The following is a 20,387-nucleotide window of genomic DNA, read 5'->3' on the forward strand; positions in this document are numbered from 1 at the left end:
GAGTAGCCCCGTGACCCCCGACGTCATCCTCCAGCTCGCCGTCGCCTTCGGGCTCGGCCTCCTCCTCGGCCTCGAACGCGAGCGCAAGGAGGACCCCATCGCGGGCATCCGCACCTTTCCGCTCATCGCCCTCTTTGGCACCGTCTGCGCGCAATTGAGCCGCCCCCTCGGCGGGTGGATCGTCGCCGTCGGGCTCGCCGCCCTTTCCGCCGTCCTCATCCTGGCAAACCTCGCAAAGAACAAAACCGGCGAGCCCGATCCCGGCATCACCACCGAGGTCGCCGCCCTGCTCCTCTTTGCCATCGGCGCGCTGCTCGTCGTGGTCAACATCACCACCGGAGTCGTGCTCGCGGGCGTGATGGTCATCGTCCTGCACATGAAGGAGCCGCTGCACCGCTTCGCCGGGGCGGTCGGGCAAAAGGACATGCATGCCATCATGCAGTTCGTCCTCCTCAGCCTCGTCATCCTCCCCGTGCTGCCCAATGCGAACTACGGCCCCTACGGCGTGTGGAATCCCTTCAAGCTCTGGCTCATGGTCGTGCTCATCGTCGGCATCAGCCTCGGCGGTTATGTCGCGTACAAGATCTTCGGCAGCCGCGCGGGCACGCTCCTCGGCGGCGTTATCGGCGGGCTCATCTCCAGCACCGCCACCACGGTAAGCTTTGCTAAGCGCGGCGCGCAGCCCCACCTCGCGGGCCTCGCCGCCGTGGTCATCCTCACCGCCTCGTGCGTCTCGCTCGGCCGCGTCCTCGTCGAGATCGCCGTCATGGCCCCCGCGCAATTCCCGCAAATTGCCGCGCCCATCGCCCTCCTCGCCGCCGCCACCTGCGCCGTCACCGCCGTCTTTTACCTCCGCGGCAGCCACGCCACGGAACGCCTCCCCGCCCAGAAAAACCCCGCCGAACTCAAGTCCGCCCTCGTCTTTGGCGGCCTGTATGCCCTCGTCCTCGTCGCCGTCGCCTTCTCGAAGGAACAGCTCGGCGACGCCGGGCTCTACGCCGTGGCCCTCATCTCCGGCCTCACCGACATGGACGCCATCACGCTCTCCTCCGCCCAGCTCGCGGCCAGGGGCCAGCTCGACGCCTCCACCGCCTGGCGCGCCATCCTCATCGCCGCGCTGGCAAATTTCCTCTTTAAGTTCCTCATCGTCGCCGGAGTCCGCTCCCCCCGTCTCACCCGCAGCGTCGCCGCAGGCTTCGGCCTTATCGCCCTCGCCGGAGCCGCCCTGCTCGTCCTTTGGGATTGATCTTTCTGCGATATAGAGACTGTCTCGAAATCGACATCAGAGAATCCTTTGCCAGCCAACCTATGAGCAACATCCCCGAGCAGTTATTCGACGCAGCATGGAACGGGCGACTGCAGGACATTGCCGACATCCTGAATTCCGGCGCGGAAATCCCACCGCGCGAGATTGGCCGCGCCCTTGAGGCGGCAGCGTACAACGCGCAGCCCGACGCCTGCGACCTCCTCCTGAAGCTCGGCGCCGATCCCAACACCTTTCACGAACCCACTGGCGAAACCGTCCTCCATCAAGTCATCACCAAAACAACCTCCGCCCCGGAACGCACCCGGATCGTAAAAAGCCTGATCGCCCACGGAGCCGACGTGAACCGGGCGACCATCCCTGGAGTGCCGACAGAATGTTTCATGCGAGACATCCGCACCCGTGGCGAAACTCCGCTCCACCGCGCCGCAGCCTACGGCGATTTCGAAATGGTCTCGGCATTGATCGAGGCCGGAGCAGACAAAACCGCTAAAGACATAAACGGTGACTCACCCTTGACGTGGGGAAGCTGGCATCTCCGCCCCTCGGAAATCCTCGCCCTTCTGCTCTACGGCAACATCCCCGGCTGGCATGGATCCCCCAATCCCAATCTGACGAGCACGTAAGAACCCTAGGGGGACAATCCGATAATCTACCCTACCGCAAACTCGGATGAAACCGCGCCAGCAGCGCCCTTTGCCATCCGGCCAGCGGGCGGGCTTGTTCAAAGGTGTAGCCAAACTCGGCGATGTCCTTTGCGTAGTAGGAGGCCACGAGGTCGCGGGAGGCTTCGTCGTAGTAGTGGGAATAGTGCAGATGAAACTTGCGCTTTTTGGAGGGAAGCTTCACGCGGGGAATGCCGACCCGGTCGCAGATCACGTCCATGTCGGCGGCGAGCGTCTCGATGCGGCCGACGTAGTCCATCATGTTCTCGCCGTCGATCGAGATCCAGTCGTACTGAGGGCTCCAGCGATGAATCGTCGACGAGGTCGACCCACCCCAACATCGGGAATCCGTCGGCACCGGGCCGCCGAGCACGAGCCGCACCCATTCGCCAAAAGGGCGCTGCCTCCCCCGGTGGTCATAGACATGGAGCCGGTCCGCGCTGCGGCTGCTCTTCTGGAGCTGAAAGTTATAATCCGACAGCAGCCGCGCCCAGGGATTCCGCACGATGGCAAATTTGAAATACGTCAGGAACTGCTCCGAGGGCAGTTCCCGCCGGTAGCGGCGGATGTCCTTGTGATTCTGCCATTCACAGCCGAGCGCCTCGCCGAGACTGCTGCCCGCCGTTTTCGGGATATGCACGAAGAGGAACCGTCGCTCGTGGCAGATCATTCGCGCACAAGGAATCAGGGAAGGCAACTGGGCGCGAGAATTTCTTGCCTGCTTATCGTATAAAATTGTCCCCGGTTTTTTGAGAATAATGCCTATTGCCTGAAACAAGCCCTTCGTTCGTTTCTCCCCAAGTCCGAGCCGCACGCAGAGCCCAGCATGCCCGCCGAAAATTCCGCGTCGCCTTACTTCACCTGGAAGGAATCCACATGCTTGCGCAACACCGCAGACACTGTGCTCCATTGCGTTTCCTTCGCGGTGCCGGTCACCAGATAGACCTTGCCGGATTTTGAAATCGCACGCGCGTAAAAGTGGAGGTTCGCGCCCTGGGTAGCGCCGGTATACTCAACCATCCACTCGTTGCCGCTCACCTGCTTTTCCGAAATGAGAGTCCATTTCATCGACTCAAACTGCCCCTTCGACATCGCGGCGTAGCTCGCAATATTCCCCGGGTAAGGCTGGATGTTCACGTTGACATTCGGAGCAAATCCGTCCGAAGGCGGCAGAAAAGTGATCAGCGCCGTCGTGGCCGCCACGCCGGATGGAGCCGCATCGAGAGCGTCGATGGAAAATCCATATTGCGGCAGGTCGACAGTCGCAGCATTGACCGACGCAAGAAATTGCCCGCCCAGGAACACTGCACCCACGAGGGCTGCCGACGCATTTCGCAGGAAGCAATTCGAGTCAAGTTTCATAGGAGGCCAAAATCTGCCCCTTCCCGGCGATCTTCGCGAGTGTCTTTTGCCCGCAGGCTGATACGATGCGACCAGCCTGAGTTTCCCGCCCATGCGCACATTTGTCCTCGCTCTCCTCCTGCTCGCCACCGCCCCGCTCGTCTCCGCCCAGCAGCGCATCGAGCGCGGCGGCACCGTCTTCCTCACCTACGAGACAAAGCCCGCCGAGATCGACCTCTTCTGGAAGGATGCATCGGGCGAGCGATTCGGGCAGTTCAGCAAACTCCAGGAGCACCTACGCGCCGAGGGTCGGCGGGTGGCCTTCATCATGAACGCCGGAATCTTCGAGGAGGGCGGCGTGCCGTCGGGACTTTGCATCATCGATGGCAAGATCCTCCATCCCCTCAATCTCTCGCCCGGCGCGGGGAATTTCTTCCTCAAGCCCAATGGCGTCTTTTACATCGACGCCCGAGGCGCACACGTCGTGACCTCCGAGGAATACGCCAAGCTCAAACCGCACGCCCGCCTCGCCATCCAGTCCGGCCCGCTCCTGCTGCGCAACGGCAAGGTCCACCCGGCCTTCCGTGCCGACTCCAAAAACTACCTCCACCGCAATGGCGTCGGCGTACGCCCGGACGGCACCGTCGTCTTTGCCATCACGGAGTTTGGCCAGCCGCGCTATGCGAATCTCCACGAGTTCGCCGAGTTCTTCCGCTCGCAGGGCTGCCCGGATGCCCTCTTCCTCGATGGCGACATCAGCCGCATGTTCGTAAACCCTGGAGACATCCCGCCGAGCAATTACTTCGGCGCCATCTTTGCCATCGCGCCGAAAGTGGGCGATGCCCCATCGCGCTAGCCCTTTTTTTGACCTCTGGAATCCGCGCTCTGCCGGTCCATTTTCCACGCCCCAACGAAAACCGACCCGCTTTTTGCCCCAAAAAGGGCTGAAATGTCGGATTTTCACCTATTTTAGGTCGGTCATTAATTCACGCTTCGGAGGAATCCGGGAGTAGAGTCGCGTCGTTACGTAGAAAGACGTACCAAGTGCCCTCCATCCCCCCGCAGCAATGATCCCCTCAAAATCCCTCCCGGCAAAATCCCTCCTGCGCCGCCCCGGCCTCGCATTCTGTCTCCTGCTTGCGATGGCAGGGGCCCTCTCCTCAGCCAGCGCCCAGACGCTGCTGAGTTACTGGAATTTCAACAACGTCAGCCCCGCCTTTTCCGGCAGTACCATCGGGTCGTTCAAAACCACCGCCGCAGCCTACGGCGAAGCCTATAACCAGACCGCAAACTCGGTGCCCGGCACTCTGGCCAGCAACTCCGCCAACGGCACCATCTTTCATGGCTCGTCGATCTACATCGACTTTACCAACTACGGCACGATCTCGGGTGGTCTGATCAATGGCAAGCAGGCCACAACCTATACCGTTCAGGGATCGACGAGCGGCCCGGCGGGCTACGGAGTCTTCACCGACTCCACGGTGAACCGCGCCAGCACCGACTCCACCACCGGCGGCTCGCTCCTGCTCCTCAACAGCGGTGGCAACGCGATCAACAAGTATATTACCTTTTCCCTCAGCAGTGCTGGCTACGACTCGCTGTCGCTCAGCTATTCCACCCGCCTGACCAGCGGCGTCGTCTCCTCGCAAGCCTGGACCTACAGCCTCGATGGCACGAATTACTTCGCCCTCACGACCCTCAATCCGGCGGCAGACAGCGCGTTTCACACCCAAAGCCTGAATCTCTCCACCCTCAGCGGCTCGGCCCTTAATAATCTGTCGTCCTTTTACCTGCGCATGACGTACACGACGTCAAACATCCAGGGCAGCCAGTCGCTGGATAATATCCAGCTCACCGGCATATCCAGCGTCCCGGAGGCAAACCCCACCGCGCTGGCCTTCTGCGGCCTGGCCGTGACGGCGTATTATTTCCGCCGCCGCATGCGCCGCTTCTGAAGCAGCCGATCGCACCCCGACGCGGAATGGGGGTGTAGCGAGATCGATGGCTAAAGCAGGCCAGCCACCCATGGTCCCCTAGCCCGCCACGCCCGGCGAACGCTGCGATTTCCCGCGTTCCCTTATTTCCGAGGAGTCCCAAACGGGACTTGCCGCCCGGCGGCTCCGCCCTACCATCGGCGGCGCATGGATAAGGAGAGCCTGGAACTGGCAAAGGTCTTTTTCGCCGTCGGCTCGATCATCCTGCTCGCCCGGCTTTTCGGCGACCCGCTGCGCAAGATCGGCGTAGCCCCGCTCGTCTCGGAGATCCTCCTCGGCGTCCTGCTCGGCCCGAGCATCCTGGGGCATTTCTTTCCGCAGTTGACGCAGGCGATGTACCCCGCGGCAGGTGGAGCGGGGGACATGATGCGCGTGCTGGTGCAGATCTCCATCGTTCTGCTCATGTTTGCCGCCGGGCTGGAAATCGACCTCCGCACCGTCATTAGCAATCGCATCGCCGCGCTGAAGATCGGCGCCTTTGGCATCACCATTCCCGTCCTCGCGGGCTTTGCCGCCGCCTATTTCGTTCCGCGTATCCTCGGAGAAAGCTCCGCACACCCGCAGCCGCTCGCCTTTGCCCTGTTCTTCAGCACCGCGCTGGCAATCTCAGCCCTTTCGGTCACCGTGCGCACCTTCCTCGATACCGGCCTGCTGCGCACCCGCTTTGGCATGATCGTTGTCTCCTCCTCGATGCTCGACGACATCGTCGGCTGGCTGCTCTTTGCCGTCACCGTCGGCCTCATTCACGGACGGCTGGAGGGCAATGTCTTCCTCAATCTCGCCGGGGCTGTCGTCTTTGCCGTCTTCATGCTCACCGTCGTGCGCCTCGCGGCGAATCGCCTCTTCCCCCTCGTCAACCGACACCTGAACTGGCCCGCCAGCTTCCTCGGTCTCGCCACCGGCTTTGGCCTCGTCGCCGCCGCATTGACTCAGCTCCTCGGGCTGGAGGCCGTCTTTGGCGCGTTCGTCGCGGGTGTCGCGCTGGGCGATTCGCACGTCGTGACCAAGGAACTCAAGGAGCAGTTCCTGCAATTTATCTCCTCCATCTTCGCCCCGCTCTTCTTCGTCGCCATCGGGCTGAAGGTGAATTTCATCTCCAATTTCCACCTCCCGCTGGTCGCCCTCGTCTTTGCTCTCGCCATCGGCAGCAAGCTCCTCGGCGGCACCCTCGGCGCTTCCTGGGCGGGGCTGACGCGGCGCCAATCCTTCGCCACCGGCTTCAGCCTCACCGCGCGCGGCGGCCAAGAGATCGTCCTCGGTACGATCGCCCTCGGCACCGGCCTCATCTCGGAGCCCATCTTCGTCGCCGTCGTCCTCCTCGCTGTCGTGACAAGCCTCCTCCTCGGCCCCGTCATTCAAGTCCTCCACCGCCGGTGGCAGCTGAGTGGGGAGGAGAGTTAGCTGTCCGCAAGTTTGCGGAAGAGCGTCTCGTGTTTAGCGAAGACCCTGGCCGCAGCTTCTTCAAATGATGGACCGGCATCCTCGCCCATCAGCGTTTGGACAAATTCCTCCACGAGCCTGCGCTTTTCGACGGGCAGCGACTCGATCTTGCACAGCAGTTCGTCCGATGTCATGAGCCCCGCGAGAAATACTCCGCGATCTGCTCGCCGAGGCGCGGGCCGATGCCGGTCACGGCGGCGATGTCGTCGGGAGCCGCTTTCTTGATCCGGTCGACAGAGCCGAAGGCGGCAAGCAGCGCCTTTTTACGGGACTCGCTCACGCCGGGGATGTCGTCGAGCACGCTTTCGCTGATGCGCTTTTTCAGGAGCAGGCTGTGGTAGCCATTGGCGAAGCGGTGGGCCTCGTCCCGGATGCGCTGGAGCAGCTTCAGCGCGCCGCTGTCCTCGGGGAGTTGCAGCGGGAGCGGACGCCCGGGGCGGTAGATTTCCTCAAATTCCTTGGCCAGCCCGATGATCGGCTGGTCGTACATGCCGAGCCGCTGGAGCTCCTTGCACGCGCTGGAGAGCTGGCCCTTGCCGCCATCCACGATGATGAGCGAGGGCAGCGAAACGAAGCGATTCCCGCGTGCGGCGGTGGCGCGTTCCATCGCCTCCATCTGCGGCTCCTGCGAATACTCCGCATCGGGGTCCGCCGCCGCGCCGTCGATGAGCAGCCGGCTGTAACGCCGCCGCACCACCTCGGCCATGCTGGCAAAGTCGTCCTGCCCCTCCGTGCCGCGAATGCGATATCGGCGGTAGTTCGCGCGATCTGGCACGCCGTCCTTGAACCGCACCATGCTCGCGACGATGTGCGTGTTGGAGATGTTGGAAATGTCAAAACACTCCATCGTCTGCGGCGGAGCCTTCAGCCCGAGCGCATCGGCCAGGGCGGCGAGGTCTTCCTCAGGGTTGATCGTCGTCGGCAGCGTCTTGCGGGTAAAGCGCGTCATCGGCTTCGTCGTCTGCTTCAGATCCTCCAGCAGATTGCGCAATTGGGCAGCCTTTTCAAAATCCAGCTTCTCCGCCGCCGCCTTCATCTCAGCCTCAACCTGCTCCATCATGTGCCGCGACTCGCCATCGAGGAAATCGCACGCCTCCGCCACCTTCGCGAGATAGGCATCCCGCGTGATGCGCGCGATGCACGGCGCGGTGCAGTTTTTGATCACATGATCGAGACAATGCTTGTAGTCGCGTTCGTTCGGCTCCGGCGGACGGCACGATCGCAGGCCGAAGCGCTTGCGCACCGCGTTCAGCGTCGACCGCAACGCACCGGAATGCGCAAAGGGGCCGAAGTATTTCGCCCCGTCGTCCTTGCGCAGACGCGTGAGCTGAAACCTCGGCCACGGCTCGTTCATGTTCACCCGCACGAGGAGGAACCGCTTGTCGTCGCGGAAGCTGATGTTGTACTTGGGCCGGAATTCCTTGATCAGCCGCCCCTCGTACAGCACCGCCTCGGCATCGCTGCGCACGATGTGCCACTCAAAATCCCAGATGCTCTCGATGAGCGCACGCGTCTTCAGATCGGCCTTGTTTTGCCGCGAGGGCGTAAAGTAATTCGCCAGCCGACGGCGCAGGTCGCGCGCCTTCCCGACGTAGATCACCTTTTTGAAACGATCCCGCATCACATACACGCCCGGCTTGTGCGGCACGTCGCGGAGTTTGAGCTGGTGGTCGGGCTGGGTCATCGGAGGAGAAACAGCATATCACACCCGGCGAACGATTTCCTCCGGGAAAACGCGGGGAACGGGGGCATTTTACAGAAGGCCGCAAAGGTCACAAAGGGTTGGGTCGGTTGACGTTGATCCCGCTACGCCCCGAACTCAATCGGGCGACTGCGTGGCGACGGCCTGGAAGGCAGATTGAACAGAAGGCAGCGAAGGAAACAAAGGGAAAACCGGAGGAGGTTGCCAAGATAGAGCCGCGAGAAGCTGAAAAAGACAGCCTTCTTCACCCAGGAAAAATCGCTAAGATGTCTATCGTTGCCCTTTCCACGCAAGACCCGCTGCCTGCCACGTAGGGCCGGCATCTTGCCGGCCCACTCGGAGGGTTCATTGAAACCACAAGGCACCCTCCTGCAAACCCACCGTCTTTCTCGCAGGTCGGCGGGACGCCGACCCTACGTCCACCAAATCAGGCGCCGAGGTACGCCGCCTGCACGCGCGGATCGCTGAGGAGTTCCGCACCGGTACCGATCAGCGAGATCGACCCGGTTTCAAGAACCGCCGCACTGTGGGCGATCTTGAGGGCAAGATTGGCATTTTGCTCGACGAGTACGATCGTCACGCCCTGGGCGTTGATCTCGCGCACCACGCGGTAGATGTCCTGCACCAGCTTCGGGGCGAGGCCCATGGAGGGCTCGTCGAGGAGGAGTGTCTTTGGGCGGCTCATCAAGGCGCGCGCCACTGCGAGCATCTGCTGCTCGCCGCCGGAAAGCGTGCCTGCCGCCTGGTCCTTGCGCTCGCGCAGGCGGGGGAAAGCCGTCAGCCCTCGCTCCAGGTCCTCGGCCACACCGGACTTGTCCTTGCGCAGCCACGCGCCGAGCTTGAGATTTTCCATCACGGTCAGGTTGCCGAAGATGCCGCGACCCTCCGGCACATGCGCGAGGCCGAGACCCACGCGCTTGTCCGCCGCGATGGCGTCGATCTCCGTTCCCTCGTAAACCACCCGGCCGCCGTATTTCAGCATGCCCGAGAGCGCGCGCAGCGTGGAGGTTTTGCCTGCTCCGTTGGCTCCAATGAGGGTGAAAATCTCGCCCTGCTTCACTGTGAAGGAAATCCCCTTCACCGCGCGGATGTCTCCGTAGGAAACGGTCAGGTCGTGGACTTCGAGCGCATTCATTCTTCCTCGGCTCCTAGATAAGCTTCGATCACGCGCTTGTTGCCCCGGATCTCCTCCGGCGTGCCCTCGGCGATCTTTTGTCCAAAATCCAGTACCGTGATGCGGTCGCACAGGCCCATCACGAGGTGCATGTGATGCTCGATGAGGAGCAGCGTCACCTTGTACTCCGTGCGCACCCAGCGCAGGAATTCCGTCAGCGCCGCCGTCTCGCCGGAGTTCAACCCCGCCGCCGGTTCGTCCAGCAGGAGCAGGCGCGGTTTCAAGGCGATGGCGCGCGCGATCTCCAGCTTGCGCTGCAAGCCATACGGCAGGTCGCCCGCCAGACTGTCACTCAGCGCTCCGAGCCCGAAGGCCTCCAGCAGCGCGCTGCTTTTCGCGATGGACTCCGCCTCGTTGCGCCCCATGCGCGGCAGCGTGATCAGAGCCTCGAGCGGCGAATAGTGCAGTTGGGAATCATACGCGATGCGCACATTTTCCAGCACCGTGAGCTGCTTGAAGAGCCGGATGTTTTGAAAAGTCCGCCCGATGCCCTTGAGCGCAATGCGGCTCGGACGCATTCCGTCGAGACGCTCGCCAGCGAAGACGATCTCGCCCGCCGTCGGCTTGTAGATGCCCGTGATGAGATTGAAGAGCGTCGTCTTGCCTGCTCCATTCGGCCCAATAATGCCATGTGCATGGCCTTCGGTCACCGAGAAGTCGCACCCCGAGATCGCCTTCAGCCCGCCAAAGTGCCGACTGACATTTCGCACCTCCAGCAGCGCGCTCATGAGTCCTTCCTCCTCGCCTCGCGCTTCGGCAGGAACCACGGCAGCTCACGGAAGCCCATGATGCCCTTGGGCCGGAACAGCATCAACAGCACGAGGATCAGCGGCATGATCACCATGCGCCAAGTGCCGAGCGGCTGGAGCCAGTTCGAGAGCAGCGTGTAGATCACGGCTCCGATAATCGATCCCGCCAGCGAACCAATGCCGCCAAGGTAAACCATCACCAGCATCTCCGTGGATTTCAAAATATCGAAGGAGGACGGATTGATGAAAACCAGCAGGTGGGCAAAGAGCGCCCCCGCCACGCCAGCAAAGAACGACGAGACCGAGAAGGCCAGGATCTTCGCCTCGCGCACGCGCACGCCCATGGAGTTCGCCGCGATCTCATCCTCGCGGATCGCCGCGATGGCCCGGCCAAACTTTGAGTACAGCAGATTGCGTAGCACCCAGATCGTCACGACCACCCAGAAGAATGCCCACGCCATCGTGGTGAGCTTGGGGATGCCCAGCATGCCGCGGGGCCCGCCGACATACGGGATGTTTTCCAGTGCCGACTTTACGATCATCAGAAACGCCAGCGTGATGATGGCGAGATAGTCGCCGCGGGTTTTAAAAGAAAGCAGCGCGAGAAGAAACCCCGCCAGCGCCGCCACCAGCCCGCCCACGATCACAGGGAGGAAGAAAAACGCATCAGGCAGATCGGGCAGGAGCTTCACTGTCAGCACCGAGGACGCATAAGCCCCAAGGCTCATGAAACCCGCGTGGCCCACGCTGAACTCGCCCATGTAGCCATTCACCAGGTTCAGGCTCGCACTCAGGATGATGTTGATCCCGATCATGATCAGGACGAACTGCACATAACCATTGAGCAGGCCAAACTGCGGGATCACGAGGCTCAGCACAAATCCCGCCGCCAGCAACACCGGCAGCGCGTAGCGATTCGCGCCGAGTTTCTTGAAAAATGCCACCACCGCCGCCATGCGCTATACTTTCTGGTTCGGCGCCTTGCCAAGCAGGCCGTAGGGTTTGAAAATCAGGATGACCAGCAGCAAGGAATACGCCACGAGGTCCCGATACGTGGAGGGCAGGAAAGCGACCGTCATCACCTCGACCGTGCCGAGAATATACCCTCCCAGTACTGCACCCCGAATGCTCCCGATACCGCCGACCACTGCCGCGACAAAGGCTTTCCACCCGACCAGAATGCCCATCGAGGCCGCTATCACCGGATACGCCTGCCCGTAGAGCATGCCCGCCGCGCCGCCAAGTCCCGCACCAATGAGAAAGGTCACGGAGATGATGAGGTTCAACGGGATCCCCAGGAGCGGCACTGTCTTGGCATCAAAGGAAATCGCCCGCATCGCCATGCCAAAGGACGTGCGGCGGATCAGGAAATCCAGTCCCACCATCAGAGCGATCGACACGCCGATGATCATGAGCTGCAGAGTGGAAACCGATAGTCCTCCGATATGATAGCCCGTCACGGTGAAGAGCGGCGGCATCGGTTTCGCATAGGGCGAAAGGCTCAGGACCACATTCTCAATCACCAGACCGCAGCCCAGTGCCGTAATGATCGCCGACACGCGTGGCGCATTGCGCAGCGGACGGTAGGCGAGACGTTCGAGGAGCGCTCCGAGGAACCCCGTCGCCAGCATCACGAGGATCAGAATGACGATGAAGGGGAGCGGGAAAAACGACGCGATGAGCAGGCAGGCAAACGCCCCCACCATGAACAGGTCGCCGTGGGCGAAGTTGATCATGGTCAGCACGCCATAGACCATGCTGTACCCGAGCGCGATCAGCGCATAGATCGATCCCTGCTGGATCGCATTGATCGCCTGCTGTGCGAAGTAATCCATCCGAGCGCGCCGCCGTTCCTTCGATTACGGCGTGGCGTTGGCCACCCAGACAAACTTGCCGTCCTTGATCTGGAGAATCACCGCGCTCTTCATCGGATCGCCCGTGCCTTCAAATTTGAAGGAACCCGTCACACCGTTGTAAGCCGAGATTTTCGCCAGCGCATCGCGCACGGCCTGCCGATCGAGCTTGCCAGCGGCCTTGATTGCCTCGGTCAGAATGCCAAAGGAGTCGTAGGTCAGCGCCGCGATATCGTCGGGGTCCTGGCCATACTTGGCCTTATAGTCGGTCATGAACTTCTGCGCCACGTCGGTCGCGATCTGCGTCGAGTAGTGGTTGCAGAAGTACGAGCCATTGATCTCGTCGCCGCCGAGCTTGATGATCTCCGGCGTGCTCCAGGTGTCGCTGCCGACGAAATCCGCCGTGATGCCCAGCCGACGCGCCTGCTGAACGATGAGCGGCACGTCATTATAATAGCACGGGAGAAAGATCACCTCCGGGTTCGCCGCCTTGATCTTGGTCAGTTGCGCGGAGAAATCGCGGTCGCCCGTCGTGTAGGTTTCAAAGGCCACCATCTTGCCGCCATTAGTCTCAAAGGTCTCGCGGAAGAGATTCGCCTGGCCATTCGGAGCCTCAGACGCCACGTCATAAAGAGCCGCAGCCGTGGTCTTCTTCAGATTGTTAAGAACAAATTTCGCCAGCACTCGAGCTTGGAAGGTGTCGGTGAAACAGGCCCGGAAGACATATTCCTTCGGCTTGCCCGTGGTCACGTCGACCGTCGTTTTCGGATTCGTCGACCACGGCGAGATCATCGGGCACTTCAGGGCCTCGGCGATTTCCGAGGCGGGAATGGCGCAGGCGCTCGCGTCCGGACCGACCATCGCGATTACATTGTCCTGGGCGATGAGTTTGTTGGCCACCGAGGCAGCCTGGTCGGCTTTGGCGGCATTGTCGCCAATCACGAGTTCGAGAGGCACCTTCTGGTCGCCAATCGGAATCCCGCCCGCAGCGTTTTGTTGACTAATAAACAACTCCGCCGCGTTCTTCGCCGATGCACCGACCGCCGGCATTTCCCCGGTCAGTTCGACGTTAAGTCCGATCTTTGCCGAGGGAGCGCCGCTCCCGCAGCCTGCGAGCAACCCGATCAACGGCACGATCCCGGCGAAGCGCAAAATTTTCATAGCGGTTCATGGGAATGAAGAATTTAGGCCCCTCGCGCAAGCTTTGGTTTCGCGAGTTTGACGATTCCCGGGCGAGCGGATCACCCGGGCGAGAGCGATTTGCGCCCTTTCTCCAGCCCTCAGCCCCTCTCCAGGCAGCCCGGCGGGGCATGTTAACCTCCGCCGTTTCGGTAGTTGTTACTAATGGCTGCTAGAGCCCGAGCAAGGCTCGCAGTGCATCGCGCCGCTTTTCGTGCTCCTCGTCGCTCAGCACGGAGACGAGGGCGCTGCCGTCGAGGTCCGGCAGGTCGAGCCACGACCGGCAGCCGCCGTACTTCTTCTCGTTTTTCAGCTTCAGCACGGGTTCCAGGCGGTAAATGCGCACAAAGGCGACATGCACGCCCTTCAGGTCGTCGTAGTGAAACCGCTCCTCGAGCACATTTTCCTGCCAGATATGGTAATCCTTGAGCCGCTGCACCAGGGACCAGTCGGTGACGAGCTGCGTCCACTCGACGGTCGCGAGATAGCGGATTTCCAAATCCTCGCCCGGTTCGTCGGGAATCGGTGATCCGGCGGGCAAGGTCGTCTTGCCCAGTTGTTCGTGGAACCAGGTGGGAAAAAGCAGAAACTCGTTGAAGCGGAAGGCAAATCCCTCCCGCCCCTCGGCGATACCACCCTTGCGGATGATCACGCTCTGGCGTCCGCTGCCGAGGGCCTCACACACCACGGCCCATTCTTTGAAGGCTGCGCTCATATACTTGGGATATTCATGCTTTACAGTGTGCATCCGTCAAAACGAAATGATATTTGTCCTATGCGCTACCGCTTCGACCTCCACTGCCACTCGTTCTACTCCGCCGACGCCGCGGACGCGCCCGAGGACCTGATCGCCAAGGCCAAAGCTCGCGGCCTGAGCGGCATCGCCATCACCGACCACGATTCCTGCGAGGTTCATAAATACCTTCGCGAAAAAGGCTTGGAGCGCGCCGACGGCCAGCCCGTGGACGGCTTTCTCGTCGTTCCAGGGGTCGAGGTCTCCACCGCCGACGGGCATCTGCTTTGCATCGGCGCGATCTTGCCAAAGCTCCAGGGCCAGCCCGCCGTCGCTGTCGCCGCCGCGATTCATGACATGGGCGGCATCGCCATCCCGGCCCATCCCTATGACCGCTGGCGCAGCGGCATTCGGACGGAGGTGCTCGATACGATGGATATCCACGCTATCGAGGTCTTCAATGCCGCCGTATCGTCGCGCAAATACAACGACCATGCGTCCGCCTACGCCACCAATCGCGGCCTTTCCATGACCGCTGCCAGCGACGCTCACCACGCTTCGGCTGTCGGAGTCAGTTGCACGGCGTTTGAAATGGACGAGCTAAGCGTGCCCGCCTTGCTCGCTGCGATCCGCCAGGGCGGCGTGCCCGAGGGCCGATATCTGAGCTTCACCGAGGCGCTTAAGAAGCACTTCGGAAACTTCTTCCGTGCCGCGAACAAGCGCCCTCTGCCACGTATCGACACGTAAGAGGGCCTGTTAGGCATAATCATCTATCCTCAATAGGGAATAGCGCTCTGTAACAGGTTTCGTAAGTCGTTTCACCGCTCCTCCACGCAAAGAGGATAATTCCCCATTCCGCCGCCGAGCCTGATAAAATCAGCCCTCAAGCTGTCCCGGACCCCAGAGACATTTATTTTCGAAAATAACGGCAAAAAGACATCCTTCCTTCCCGGCAGGCTCGAACACGAGGAAAGAACCGCTAGCAACGGGAACAAATATCCGTATAAACGCGCCATGCCAACACCATCAGTCGCAACGCTCCGCCAGCTAATTGTCCTGGCCGAGAAACGTGAAAAGCTAACCGCAGAGTTGGAAGCCATTGAAGCCCGTCTCAGCGCCGCTCTCAGGACCAACCCATCCGCCGCCAGTGTCGCAGGCGTCTCGAGCAAGCCGGGCCGCAAGGCTTCCGTCAAGGTCGGTCGCCCGGCCAAAGCCGCGAGCGGCAAGCGCGGAGCTATCAAAGGCTTCATCCTCGACACGCTCCAGGCCGCCGGTGAGGCCGGCGTCGCAGTGAAAGACCTCGCCTCCAGCCTTGGCGTCAAGCCTGGCAACATCCACGTCTGGTTTGCCACCACCGGCAAGACGATCAAGGAAATCCAAAAGGTCGGTCCCGGCATCTTCCGCCTCAACGGCCACAATGGCACCAAGCCCGAGGTTGCCCCCACCGCCGAATCCGCCCCTACTCCGAAGGCAGGAAAGCGCGCCACCCGTACGCCCAAGGCCAAAAAAGCCGCCAAAGCCCGCGCCAAGAAGAAATAACCTCGCACGAAAGCCAAGCTCTCAAGCCCTGCGGGTTGCCAACGCGACCCGCGGGCTTTTTTTTTGCCCTCATACCAGGACCTCCTGATCAGAGGGGGCAATAAGCCATTGAATGCCCGCCGTCCGGCAACAAATGTTATCGATCGAATCGAGATCGCTTAACTCTGCCGCCGCACCGGCACAACAATAACCGGACAGATCGCGCGCTTGAGCACACCCGTCACCACACTGCCGCTGAAGAGATGAAATAGTGCTCCATGGCCATGAGAGCCCAGCACGATATAATCCGCCTTTTCCACCGCGGCCTGGTCGAGAATATCGTCGACGGCGAGACCCGAGATAGCCTTGCCATCGGCTTGCAAGCCCCTGGCCCTCAAATCCGATACAAATGCATCAATCCGCTCCTGCAACACTGAAACATCGATCACCTCGGTCGCAGGAGGTGTTGGTGTCAGCACATCCATGGAGGCGCCTACGGGCACATATGAGGCCATCGGCTCAGTCACGTGCAGCAGCACAATACGCCCGCCCAACTCTCCCGCGATAGCCGCTGCTTTTTCAACCAAGAGTTTCGTCGACTCACTGAAATCAACCGGCACCAGGAGGGTTTTCATAAGGCAAGGAGTTATCAGGTTTTCAGGGGTTCCTCACCATTTTTCGCATTCTGGCTCCTCCCTGCGCGTCTTGTCGCACGCGATCTGCTGTTGAGCTTGGGCGGTTTTGTTATAGTGGGGCATGGACGACCTTTTCCGGACAGAGCCCGAGACGCAGGCGAGTCCGATCGACGCACCGCTCGCCACCCGCATGCGGCCGCGGGGATTGGATGACTACGTCGGGCAGCGGCATATCCTCGGCGAGGGCAAGCTCCTGCGCCGCGCCATCGAGGCCGACCGCATCAGCTCCGTCATCCTCTATGGCCCTCCCGGAGTAGGCAAAACCAGCCTCGCCCAGATCATCGCCGCGTCGACGAACTCCCACTTTGAGCGGCTCAGCGGCGTGGAGAGCAATGTCGGCGACATCCGCCGCGTCGTCGCCACCGCCGGGAACCGCCTGCGCAATGGCGGCGCGAAGACCATCCTCTTCATCGACGAGATCCACCGCTTCAACAAGGCCCAGCAGGACGTGCTGCTCCCCGACGTCGAGAGCGGCCTGCTCCGCCTCATCGGCGCGACCACGCACAATCCCTTCTTCTACGTCAACAGTCCGCTCGTCTCGCGCTCGCAGGTCTTTCAACTGGAGCCGCTGAATTCCGACGACCTGCTCGAGATGATGCAGCGCGCGCTGAAGGACGAGCGCGGCCTTGGCACATTCAATGTCCGCCTCGATGAGAACGCCGCCCGCCACCTCGCCACCGTGAGCGATGGCGATGGCCGCAAGTGCCTCAACGCCCTCGAGATCGCCGCCCGCACCACCCCGCCGGGCCCGGACGGCGTCATTCACATCACCCTGCCCGTCGCGGAGGAGAGCATTCAGAAAAAAGCCGTCGTCTACGATGGCGACGGCGACGCGCACTACGACACGATCAGCGCCTTTATCAAGAGTATGCGGGGGTCCGATCCCGACGCCGCCCTCTACTGGCTCGCGAAAATGCTCCACGCCGGGGAGGACATCCGCTTCATCGCCCGCCGCCTCATCATCTGCGCCAGCGAGGACGTCGGCATGGCGGATTCCAATGCCCTCGTGGTCGCCACGTCTGCGCTCCAGGCCATCGAATTCGTCGGCCTCCCCGAGGCGCAGCTCATCCTTTCCCACGCCACCATCTACGTCGCCACCGCGCCGAAGAGCAACCGCTGCACCACTGCCATCGGCAAGGCGCTCACCGAGGTCCGCGAAGGCCGCACCCTCGCTGTCCCCACCCACCTGCGCGACGCCCATTACAAAGGCGCAAAAAACCTCGGCCACGGCGAAGGCTACAAATACAGCCACGATTACGAAGGCGCCTACGTCCCGCAAGCCTACCTCCCCGAGGGCCGCACCTACTACGAACCCACCGAGAACGGCCTGGAAAAACGCATCAAGGAACGCCTCGACTACTGGCGCTCCCTCTACGAAACCGCCCAAAAGAAGGACTCACCCGAATAACCAACACGGACGAAACCTTTTTCAACAGAAGGCAGCGAAGGAAACAAAGGGAAAGGCAAAAGTCCTTTAGCAGAAGGTCGCAAAGGACACGAAGGTCTGCCTCACGCGCTGAAAAGCGGCTGTTTTACGACAAAGGCGTTCGCGCTGCGGCGTAGGGCGGGCGTCCCGCCCGCCTGCAAGTCCGGCGCGGAATTCCAGGGGAGGCAGTTTTCCTTTTCAGTTCCTCTCGCGAACAGGTCGGCGGGACGCCGACCCTACGCCTTGAGGCGCGCCTCGCCCGCAAAAATGGGCCGAAGCCATTACTTCCGACTTCCGGCCTCCCACTTCCGACTTCGCCTCACTTCCCGAGGTACTCGGGATTCAGCTTCTTCAGCGCGGGCACGACGAAGAGCCCGTCCTTGCGGATCAGCTTGCCGTCGAACCACACCTCGCCACCGCCGTAGTCCGGGCGCTGGATGTTCACCATGTCCCAGTGGATGCGGCTCTTGTTCCCGTTGCCGCCGACCTCATAGGCCTGGCCCGGGGTGAAGTGGAAGGAACCGGCGATCTTCTCGTCAAAGAGGATGTCGCGCATCGGGTGCAGGATGTACGGATTGAACCCAAGCGAAAACTCGCCGATGTAGCGCGCGCCCTCGTCGCTATCGAGGATCTCGTTCAGCTTCTCCGGATTGTTGCCCGTCGCCTTCACGATCTTGCCGCGCTCGAAGTCGAGCCGGATGTTGTCAAACGCCGTCCCCTGGTAAATCGTCGGCGCGTTAAAGGTCACATGACCCTCCACGCTGTGCTTCGTCGGGCAGGAGAAAACCTCGCCGTCCGGGATGTTGCGATCACCGCCGCAGACCACCGCGCCGATGCCCTTGATCGAGAAGCGCAGATCGGTGCCCGGCCCCTTCAGGTGCACGCGATCCGTGCGGTCCATCAGGTCTTTCAGCGCCTTCATGCCCGGGATCATCCGGCCATAGTCCAGCGTACATACCTTGAAATAATAATCCTCAAAGGCCTCCGTGCTCATCTGCGCCTGCTGCGCCATCGACGAGGTCGGCCAGCGAAGCACCACCCACTTCGTCTTGTTGATGCGCCAGTCCATCACCGGACGCATCTTCCCGGCCACGAGGCGCATCTTGTCCTCCGGCACATCGGAGAGTTCCGTGATGTTGTGGCTGCCGCGCAGGGCGATGTAGGCCTGCATTTTCTTCATGCGGGCCAGCTCCACGCCGCTCGTGACCGTGAGCTGGTCCTCCGTCGCGCCCATGGCAATCTCGCGCGAGAGCTTCGCGTGATGAATCCCCACGAACGGCACCCCGCCCACCTCACGCACCGCGCGCACCAGCGCCACGCCCATCTCGTCCGGCACGTCAAAGAGCTCGATCAGCACGCGCTCTCCCTTCTGCAATTTGGTGGAGTGACCGATCAGGACCTTGGCGAGCTTGTCAAAACGAGGATCGTGCATGGGTAGTACCGGGGAATTAATCACATCCCGCCGGAAAATTCCATGCCCGCGATTTTCCTCTCCTCTCGCACCTTGTGCCTTTACAAAGATACATACCGGTCGGTATGTTGAGGGAAATTCTCCACAACCTCATGTCCACACACCCCATCGATCCCACACTCCAGCAGGCTTTCGGGCTTTGGAAAGACGCCTTTCTCCGACGCGACCTCGCCAGCCTCATGGCCACCTACGCACCCGACGCAGTGATGTACGACGTGAAGCCGCCGTTCCAGATTCGCGGCCTCGACAACATCCGCGCCGTGTGGGAGGAGGCATTCTCCTGCTTCCCGCCGGGAATTACCTACTCCGCCATCGACGAAAAAATTGAGTCGAGCGGCGACCTGGCTGTGATGCACCGCGTGCAGCGCTTCGATGGCGCGCCCGCCGGGCACCCGATGGAGAATCTCCACATCCGCCTCACCGTCACACTGCGCCGCGAACACGGCCGCTGGCTCGTCACCCACGAGCACGTCTCCCTCCCCTTCAATCCCGAGACCGGCATCGTGGTGGGAACGCCCTGACGCGAGGCGGCTAGCCCCGCGCCGCCCAGAGCAACCCGCGCCGGGTGATCTCGCGCACCTCGGGAATTTCAAACTCCTTCGCCGTGTGGCCGATGGAGGAATAGAACACCCGGCCGAGGCCGTACCGCCGTTTCCACACCACCGGCATCACCGTACCATCCACCCAGGGATCGCTCTTCGGGTGAAACACCGTCGTGGCCAGCACTTCGTTCGATGGATCGACGTGCATGTAATATTGCTCGGAGTGCACGGCAAAATCCGCCAGCCCCGCCACGATCGGGTCGGAGGGCTTGGTGATCTGCACCGTGTAGTCCGTGATATTGTCAGGATGAGCCACCCACTGGCCGCCCACCGCGTATTGATACGTGGGGTTGCCGCGAAAGGCATCGCCCATGCCGCCATGGAAACCGCCCAGCCCGACGCCGGACTTGATCGCCCCCAGCAGGGCATTCTCCTGGCTGTCCGTCAGGCTTCCCATCGTCCAGTTGGGTACGATCAGATCGTAAGCCTGCAATGCCTCGGCATCTGCCAGCACCTCCAGCGTGGTGGAGAGCTCGACAGCAAACTCCGCCGCCCGCAGATCCTCCGCCGCGATCGCCGCGGTCTTCTCCGGTTCATGGCCTTCCCAGCCTCCGTAAATAATCAAAGCGCGTTTCATAATT

The 20,387-nt window shown here is 61.7% G+C and carries 22 protein-coding genes; 9 read left to right on the forward strand and 13 right to left on the reverse strand.

The genetic code is table 11. The features are described 5' to 3' along the window. Positions 1 to 10 precede the first annotated feature (10 nt). Positions 11 to 1,246, forward strand: coding sequence for an MgtC/SapB family protein (locus tag TSACC_RS15250; RefSeq protein ID WP_084400515.1), 1,236 nt, complete (start codon positions 11 to 13; stop codon positions 1,244 to 1,246). 62 nt (positions 1,247 to 1,308) lie between these two features. Next, positions 1,309 to 1,890 (forward strand): ankyrin repeat domain-containing protein, encoded by a 582-nt coding sequence (locus TSACC_RS15255; RefSeq protein ID WP_075080096.1) that lies wholly within the window; start codon positions 1,309 to 1,311, stop codon positions 1,888 to 1,890. Positions 1,891 to 1,921: 31 nt separating this feature from the next. On the opposite strand, the gene TSACC_RS15260 is transcribed toward TSACC_RS15255, so the two are convergent. Together TSACC_RS15260 and TSACC_RS15265 are read right to left on the reverse strand one after the other, a co-directional pair. Next, on the reverse strand, positions 1,922 to 2,839 hold the full coding sequence (locus tag TSACC_RS15260; RefSeq protein ID WP_084400516.1) for a sulfotransferase family 2 domain-containing protein: 918 nt from the start codon (positions 2,837 to 2,839) through the stop codon (positions 1,922 to 1,924). Continuing rightward, entirely contained in the window at positions 2,782 to 3,291 is a 510-nt protein-coding gene (locus TSACC_RS15265; RefSeq protein ID WP_075080098.1) for a PsbP-related protein, read from the reverse strand. The genes TSACC_RS15260 and TSACC_RS15265 overlap by 58 nt, the downstream gene beginning before the upstream one ends. Before the next feature lie 91 nt (positions 3,292 to 3,382). On the opposite strand from TSACC_RS15265, the gene TSACC_RS15270 reads away from it, so the two are divergent. The 3 genes from TSACC_RS15270 (at position 3,383) to TSACC_RS15280 (ending at position 6,665) form a co-directional block, all read left to right on the forward strand. Next, entirely contained in the window at positions 3,383 to 4,126 is a 744-nt protein-coding gene (locus tag TSACC_RS15270; RefSeq protein WP_075080099.1) for a phosphodiester glycosidase family protein, read from the forward strand. Positions 4,127 to 4,337: 211 nt separating this feature from the next. After that, positions 4,338 to 5,225: a hypothetical protein gene (locus TSACC_RS15275; RefSeq protein WP_075080100.1), complete on the forward strand. Its 888-nt coding sequence runs from the start codon at positions 4,338 to 4,340 to the stop codon at positions 5,223 to 5,225. Positions 5,226 to 5,411: 186 nt separating this feature from the next. Further along, the gene (locus tag TSACC_RS15280; protein WP_075080101.1) at positions 5,412 to 6,665 is read left to right on the forward strand and encodes a cation:proton antiporter; all 1,254 of its coding nucleotides are present in this window, start codon (positions 5,412 to 5,414) and stop codon (positions 6,663 to 6,665) included. Here the strand turns inward: TSACC_RS15280 and TSACC_RS21915 are convergent. The 8 genes from TSACC_RS21915 to TSACC_RS15320 all read right to left on the reverse strand — a co-directional run bounded on the left by TSACC_RS21915 (position 6,662) and on the right by TSACC_RS15320 (position 14,076). Beyond that, positions 6,662 to 6,838: a hypothetical protein gene (locus TSACC_RS21915; protein WP_153811465.1), complete on the reverse strand. Its 177-nt coding sequence runs from the start codon at positions 6,836 to 6,838 to the stop codon at positions 6,662 to 6,664. The genes TSACC_RS15280 and TSACC_RS21915 overlap by 4 nt on opposite strands. Next, entirely contained in the window at positions 6,835 to 8,388 is a 1,554-nt protein-coding gene (locus tag TSACC_RS15285; RefSeq protein WP_075080102.1) for an excinuclease ABC subunit UvrC, read from the reverse strand. The genes TSACC_RS21915 and TSACC_RS15285 overlap by 4 nt, the downstream gene beginning before the upstream one ends. 445 nt (positions 8,389 to 8,833) lie before the next feature. Further along, complete coding sequence (locus TSACC_RS15295; RefSeq protein WP_075080104.1) at positions 8,834 to 9,541, reverse strand: ABC transporter ATP-binding protein; 708 nt, start codon at positions 9,539 to 9,541, stop codon at positions 8,834 to 8,836. Beyond that, positions 9,538 to 10,308 (reverse strand): ABC transporter ATP-binding protein, encoded by a 771-nt coding sequence (locus TSACC_RS15300; RefSeq protein WP_075080105.1) that lies wholly within the window; start codon positions 10,306 to 10,308, stop codon positions 9,538 to 9,540. Before TSACC_RS15300 ends, TSACC_RS15295 begins: the two co-directional genes overlap by 4 nt. Further along, positions 10,305 to 11,285: a branched-chain amino acid ABC transporter permease gene (locus TSACC_RS15305; protein WP_075080106.1), complete on the reverse strand. Its 981-nt coding sequence runs from the start codon at positions 11,283 to 11,285 to the stop codon at positions 10,305 to 10,307. Before TSACC_RS15305 ends, TSACC_RS15300 begins: the two co-directional genes overlap by 4 nt. A 3-nt stretch (positions 11,286 to 11,288) precedes the next feature. After that, the gene (locus TSACC_RS15310) at positions 11,289 to 12,164 is read right to left on the reverse strand and encodes a branched-chain amino acid ABC transporter permease (protein ID WP_075080107.1); all 876 of its coding nucleotides are present in this window, start codon (positions 12,162 to 12,164) and stop codon (positions 11,289 to 11,291) included. 24 nt (positions 12,165 to 12,188) lie between these two features. Next, on the reverse strand, positions 12,189 to 13,343 hold the full coding sequence (locus tag TSACC_RS15315; RefSeq protein ID WP_084400517.1) for an ABC transporter substrate-binding protein: 1,155 nt from the start codon (positions 13,341 to 13,343) through the stop codon (positions 12,189 to 12,191). 190 nt (positions 13,344 to 13,533) lie between these two features. Further along, positions 13,534 to 14,076 carry a DUF1802 family protein gene (locus TSACC_RS15320; protein WP_169809666.1) on the reverse strand — a complete coding sequence of 181 codons (543 nt, stop codon included), beginning with the start codon at positions 14,074 to 14,076 and terminating at the stop codon, positions 13,534 to 13,536. Between the two features lie 60 nt (positions 14,077 to 14,136). On the opposite strand from TSACC_RS15320, the gene TSACC_RS15325 reads away from it, so the two are divergent. Both TSACC_RS15325 and TSACC_RS15330 read left to right on the forward strand, forming a co-directional pair. After that, on the forward strand, positions 14,137 to 14,841 hold the full coding sequence (locus TSACC_RS15325; RefSeq protein ID WP_075080109.1) for a PHP domain-containing protein: 705 nt from the start codon (positions 14,137 to 14,139) through the stop codon (positions 14,839 to 14,841). A 267-nt stretch (positions 14,842 to 15,108) separates the two neighbouring features. Then, on the forward strand, positions 15,109 to 15,633 hold the full coding sequence (locus tag TSACC_RS15330; RefSeq protein WP_153811466.1) for a hypothetical protein: 525 nt from the start codon (positions 15,109 to 15,111) through the stop codon (positions 15,631 to 15,633). A gap of 158 nt (positions 15,634 to 15,791) precedes the next feature. Here the strand turns inward: TSACC_RS15330 and TSACC_RS15335 are convergent, their stop codons facing one another. Continuing rightward, positions 15,792 to 16,247, reverse strand: a complete 456-nt coding sequence (locus TSACC_RS15335; protein WP_075080111.1) for a universal stress protein — start codon at positions 16,245 to 16,247, stop codon at positions 15,792 to 15,794. A 121-nt stretch (positions 16,248 to 16,368) separates the two neighbouring features. On the opposite strand from TSACC_RS15335, the gene TSACC_RS15340 reads away from it, so the two are divergent. Further along, positions 16,369 to 17,715 carry a replication-associated recombination protein A gene (locus tag TSACC_RS15340; RefSeq protein WP_075080112.1) on the forward strand — a complete coding sequence of 449 codons (1,347 nt, stop codon included), beginning with the start codon at positions 16,369 to 16,371 and terminating at the stop codon, positions 17,713 to 17,715. A gap of 337 nt (positions 17,716 to 18,052) precedes the next feature. Here TSACC_RS15340 and TSACC_RS15345 read toward each other — a convergent pair whose 3' ends face one another. Further along, positions 18,053 to 19,165 carry an aminopeptidase gene (locus TSACC_RS15345; protein ID WP_075080113.1) on the reverse strand — a complete coding sequence of 371 codons (1,113 nt, stop codon included), beginning with the start codon at positions 19,163 to 19,165 and terminating at the stop codon, positions 18,053 to 18,055. A 131-nt stretch (positions 19,166 to 19,296) separates the two neighbouring features. Between TSACC_RS15345 and TSACC_RS15350 the strand changes: the two genes are divergently transcribed. Beyond that, positions 19,297 to 19,725 (forward strand): YybH family protein, encoded by a 429-nt coding sequence (locus tag TSACC_RS15350; RefSeq protein WP_075080114.1) that lies wholly within the window; start codon positions 19,297 to 19,299, stop codon positions 19,723 to 19,725. A 10-nt stretch (positions 19,726 to 19,735) separates the two neighbouring features. On the opposite strand, the gene TSACC_RS15355 is transcribed toward TSACC_RS15350, so the two are convergent. Next, positions 19,736 to 20,383 carry a ThuA domain-containing protein gene (locus TSACC_RS15355; RefSeq protein ID WP_075080115.1) on the reverse strand — a complete coding sequence of 216 codons (648 nt, stop codon included), beginning with the start codon at positions 20,381 to 20,383 and terminating at the stop codon, positions 19,736 to 19,738. Between the last annotated feature and the right edge of the window lie 4 nt (positions 20,384 to 20,387).

The sequence above is a fragment of the Terrimicrobium sacchariphilum genome (assembly GCF_001613545.1).
GTDB classification, from domain to species: Bacteria; Verrucomicrobiota; Verrucomicrobiia; order Chthoniobacterales; family Terrimicrobiaceae; genus Terrimicrobium; species Terrimicrobium sacchariphilum.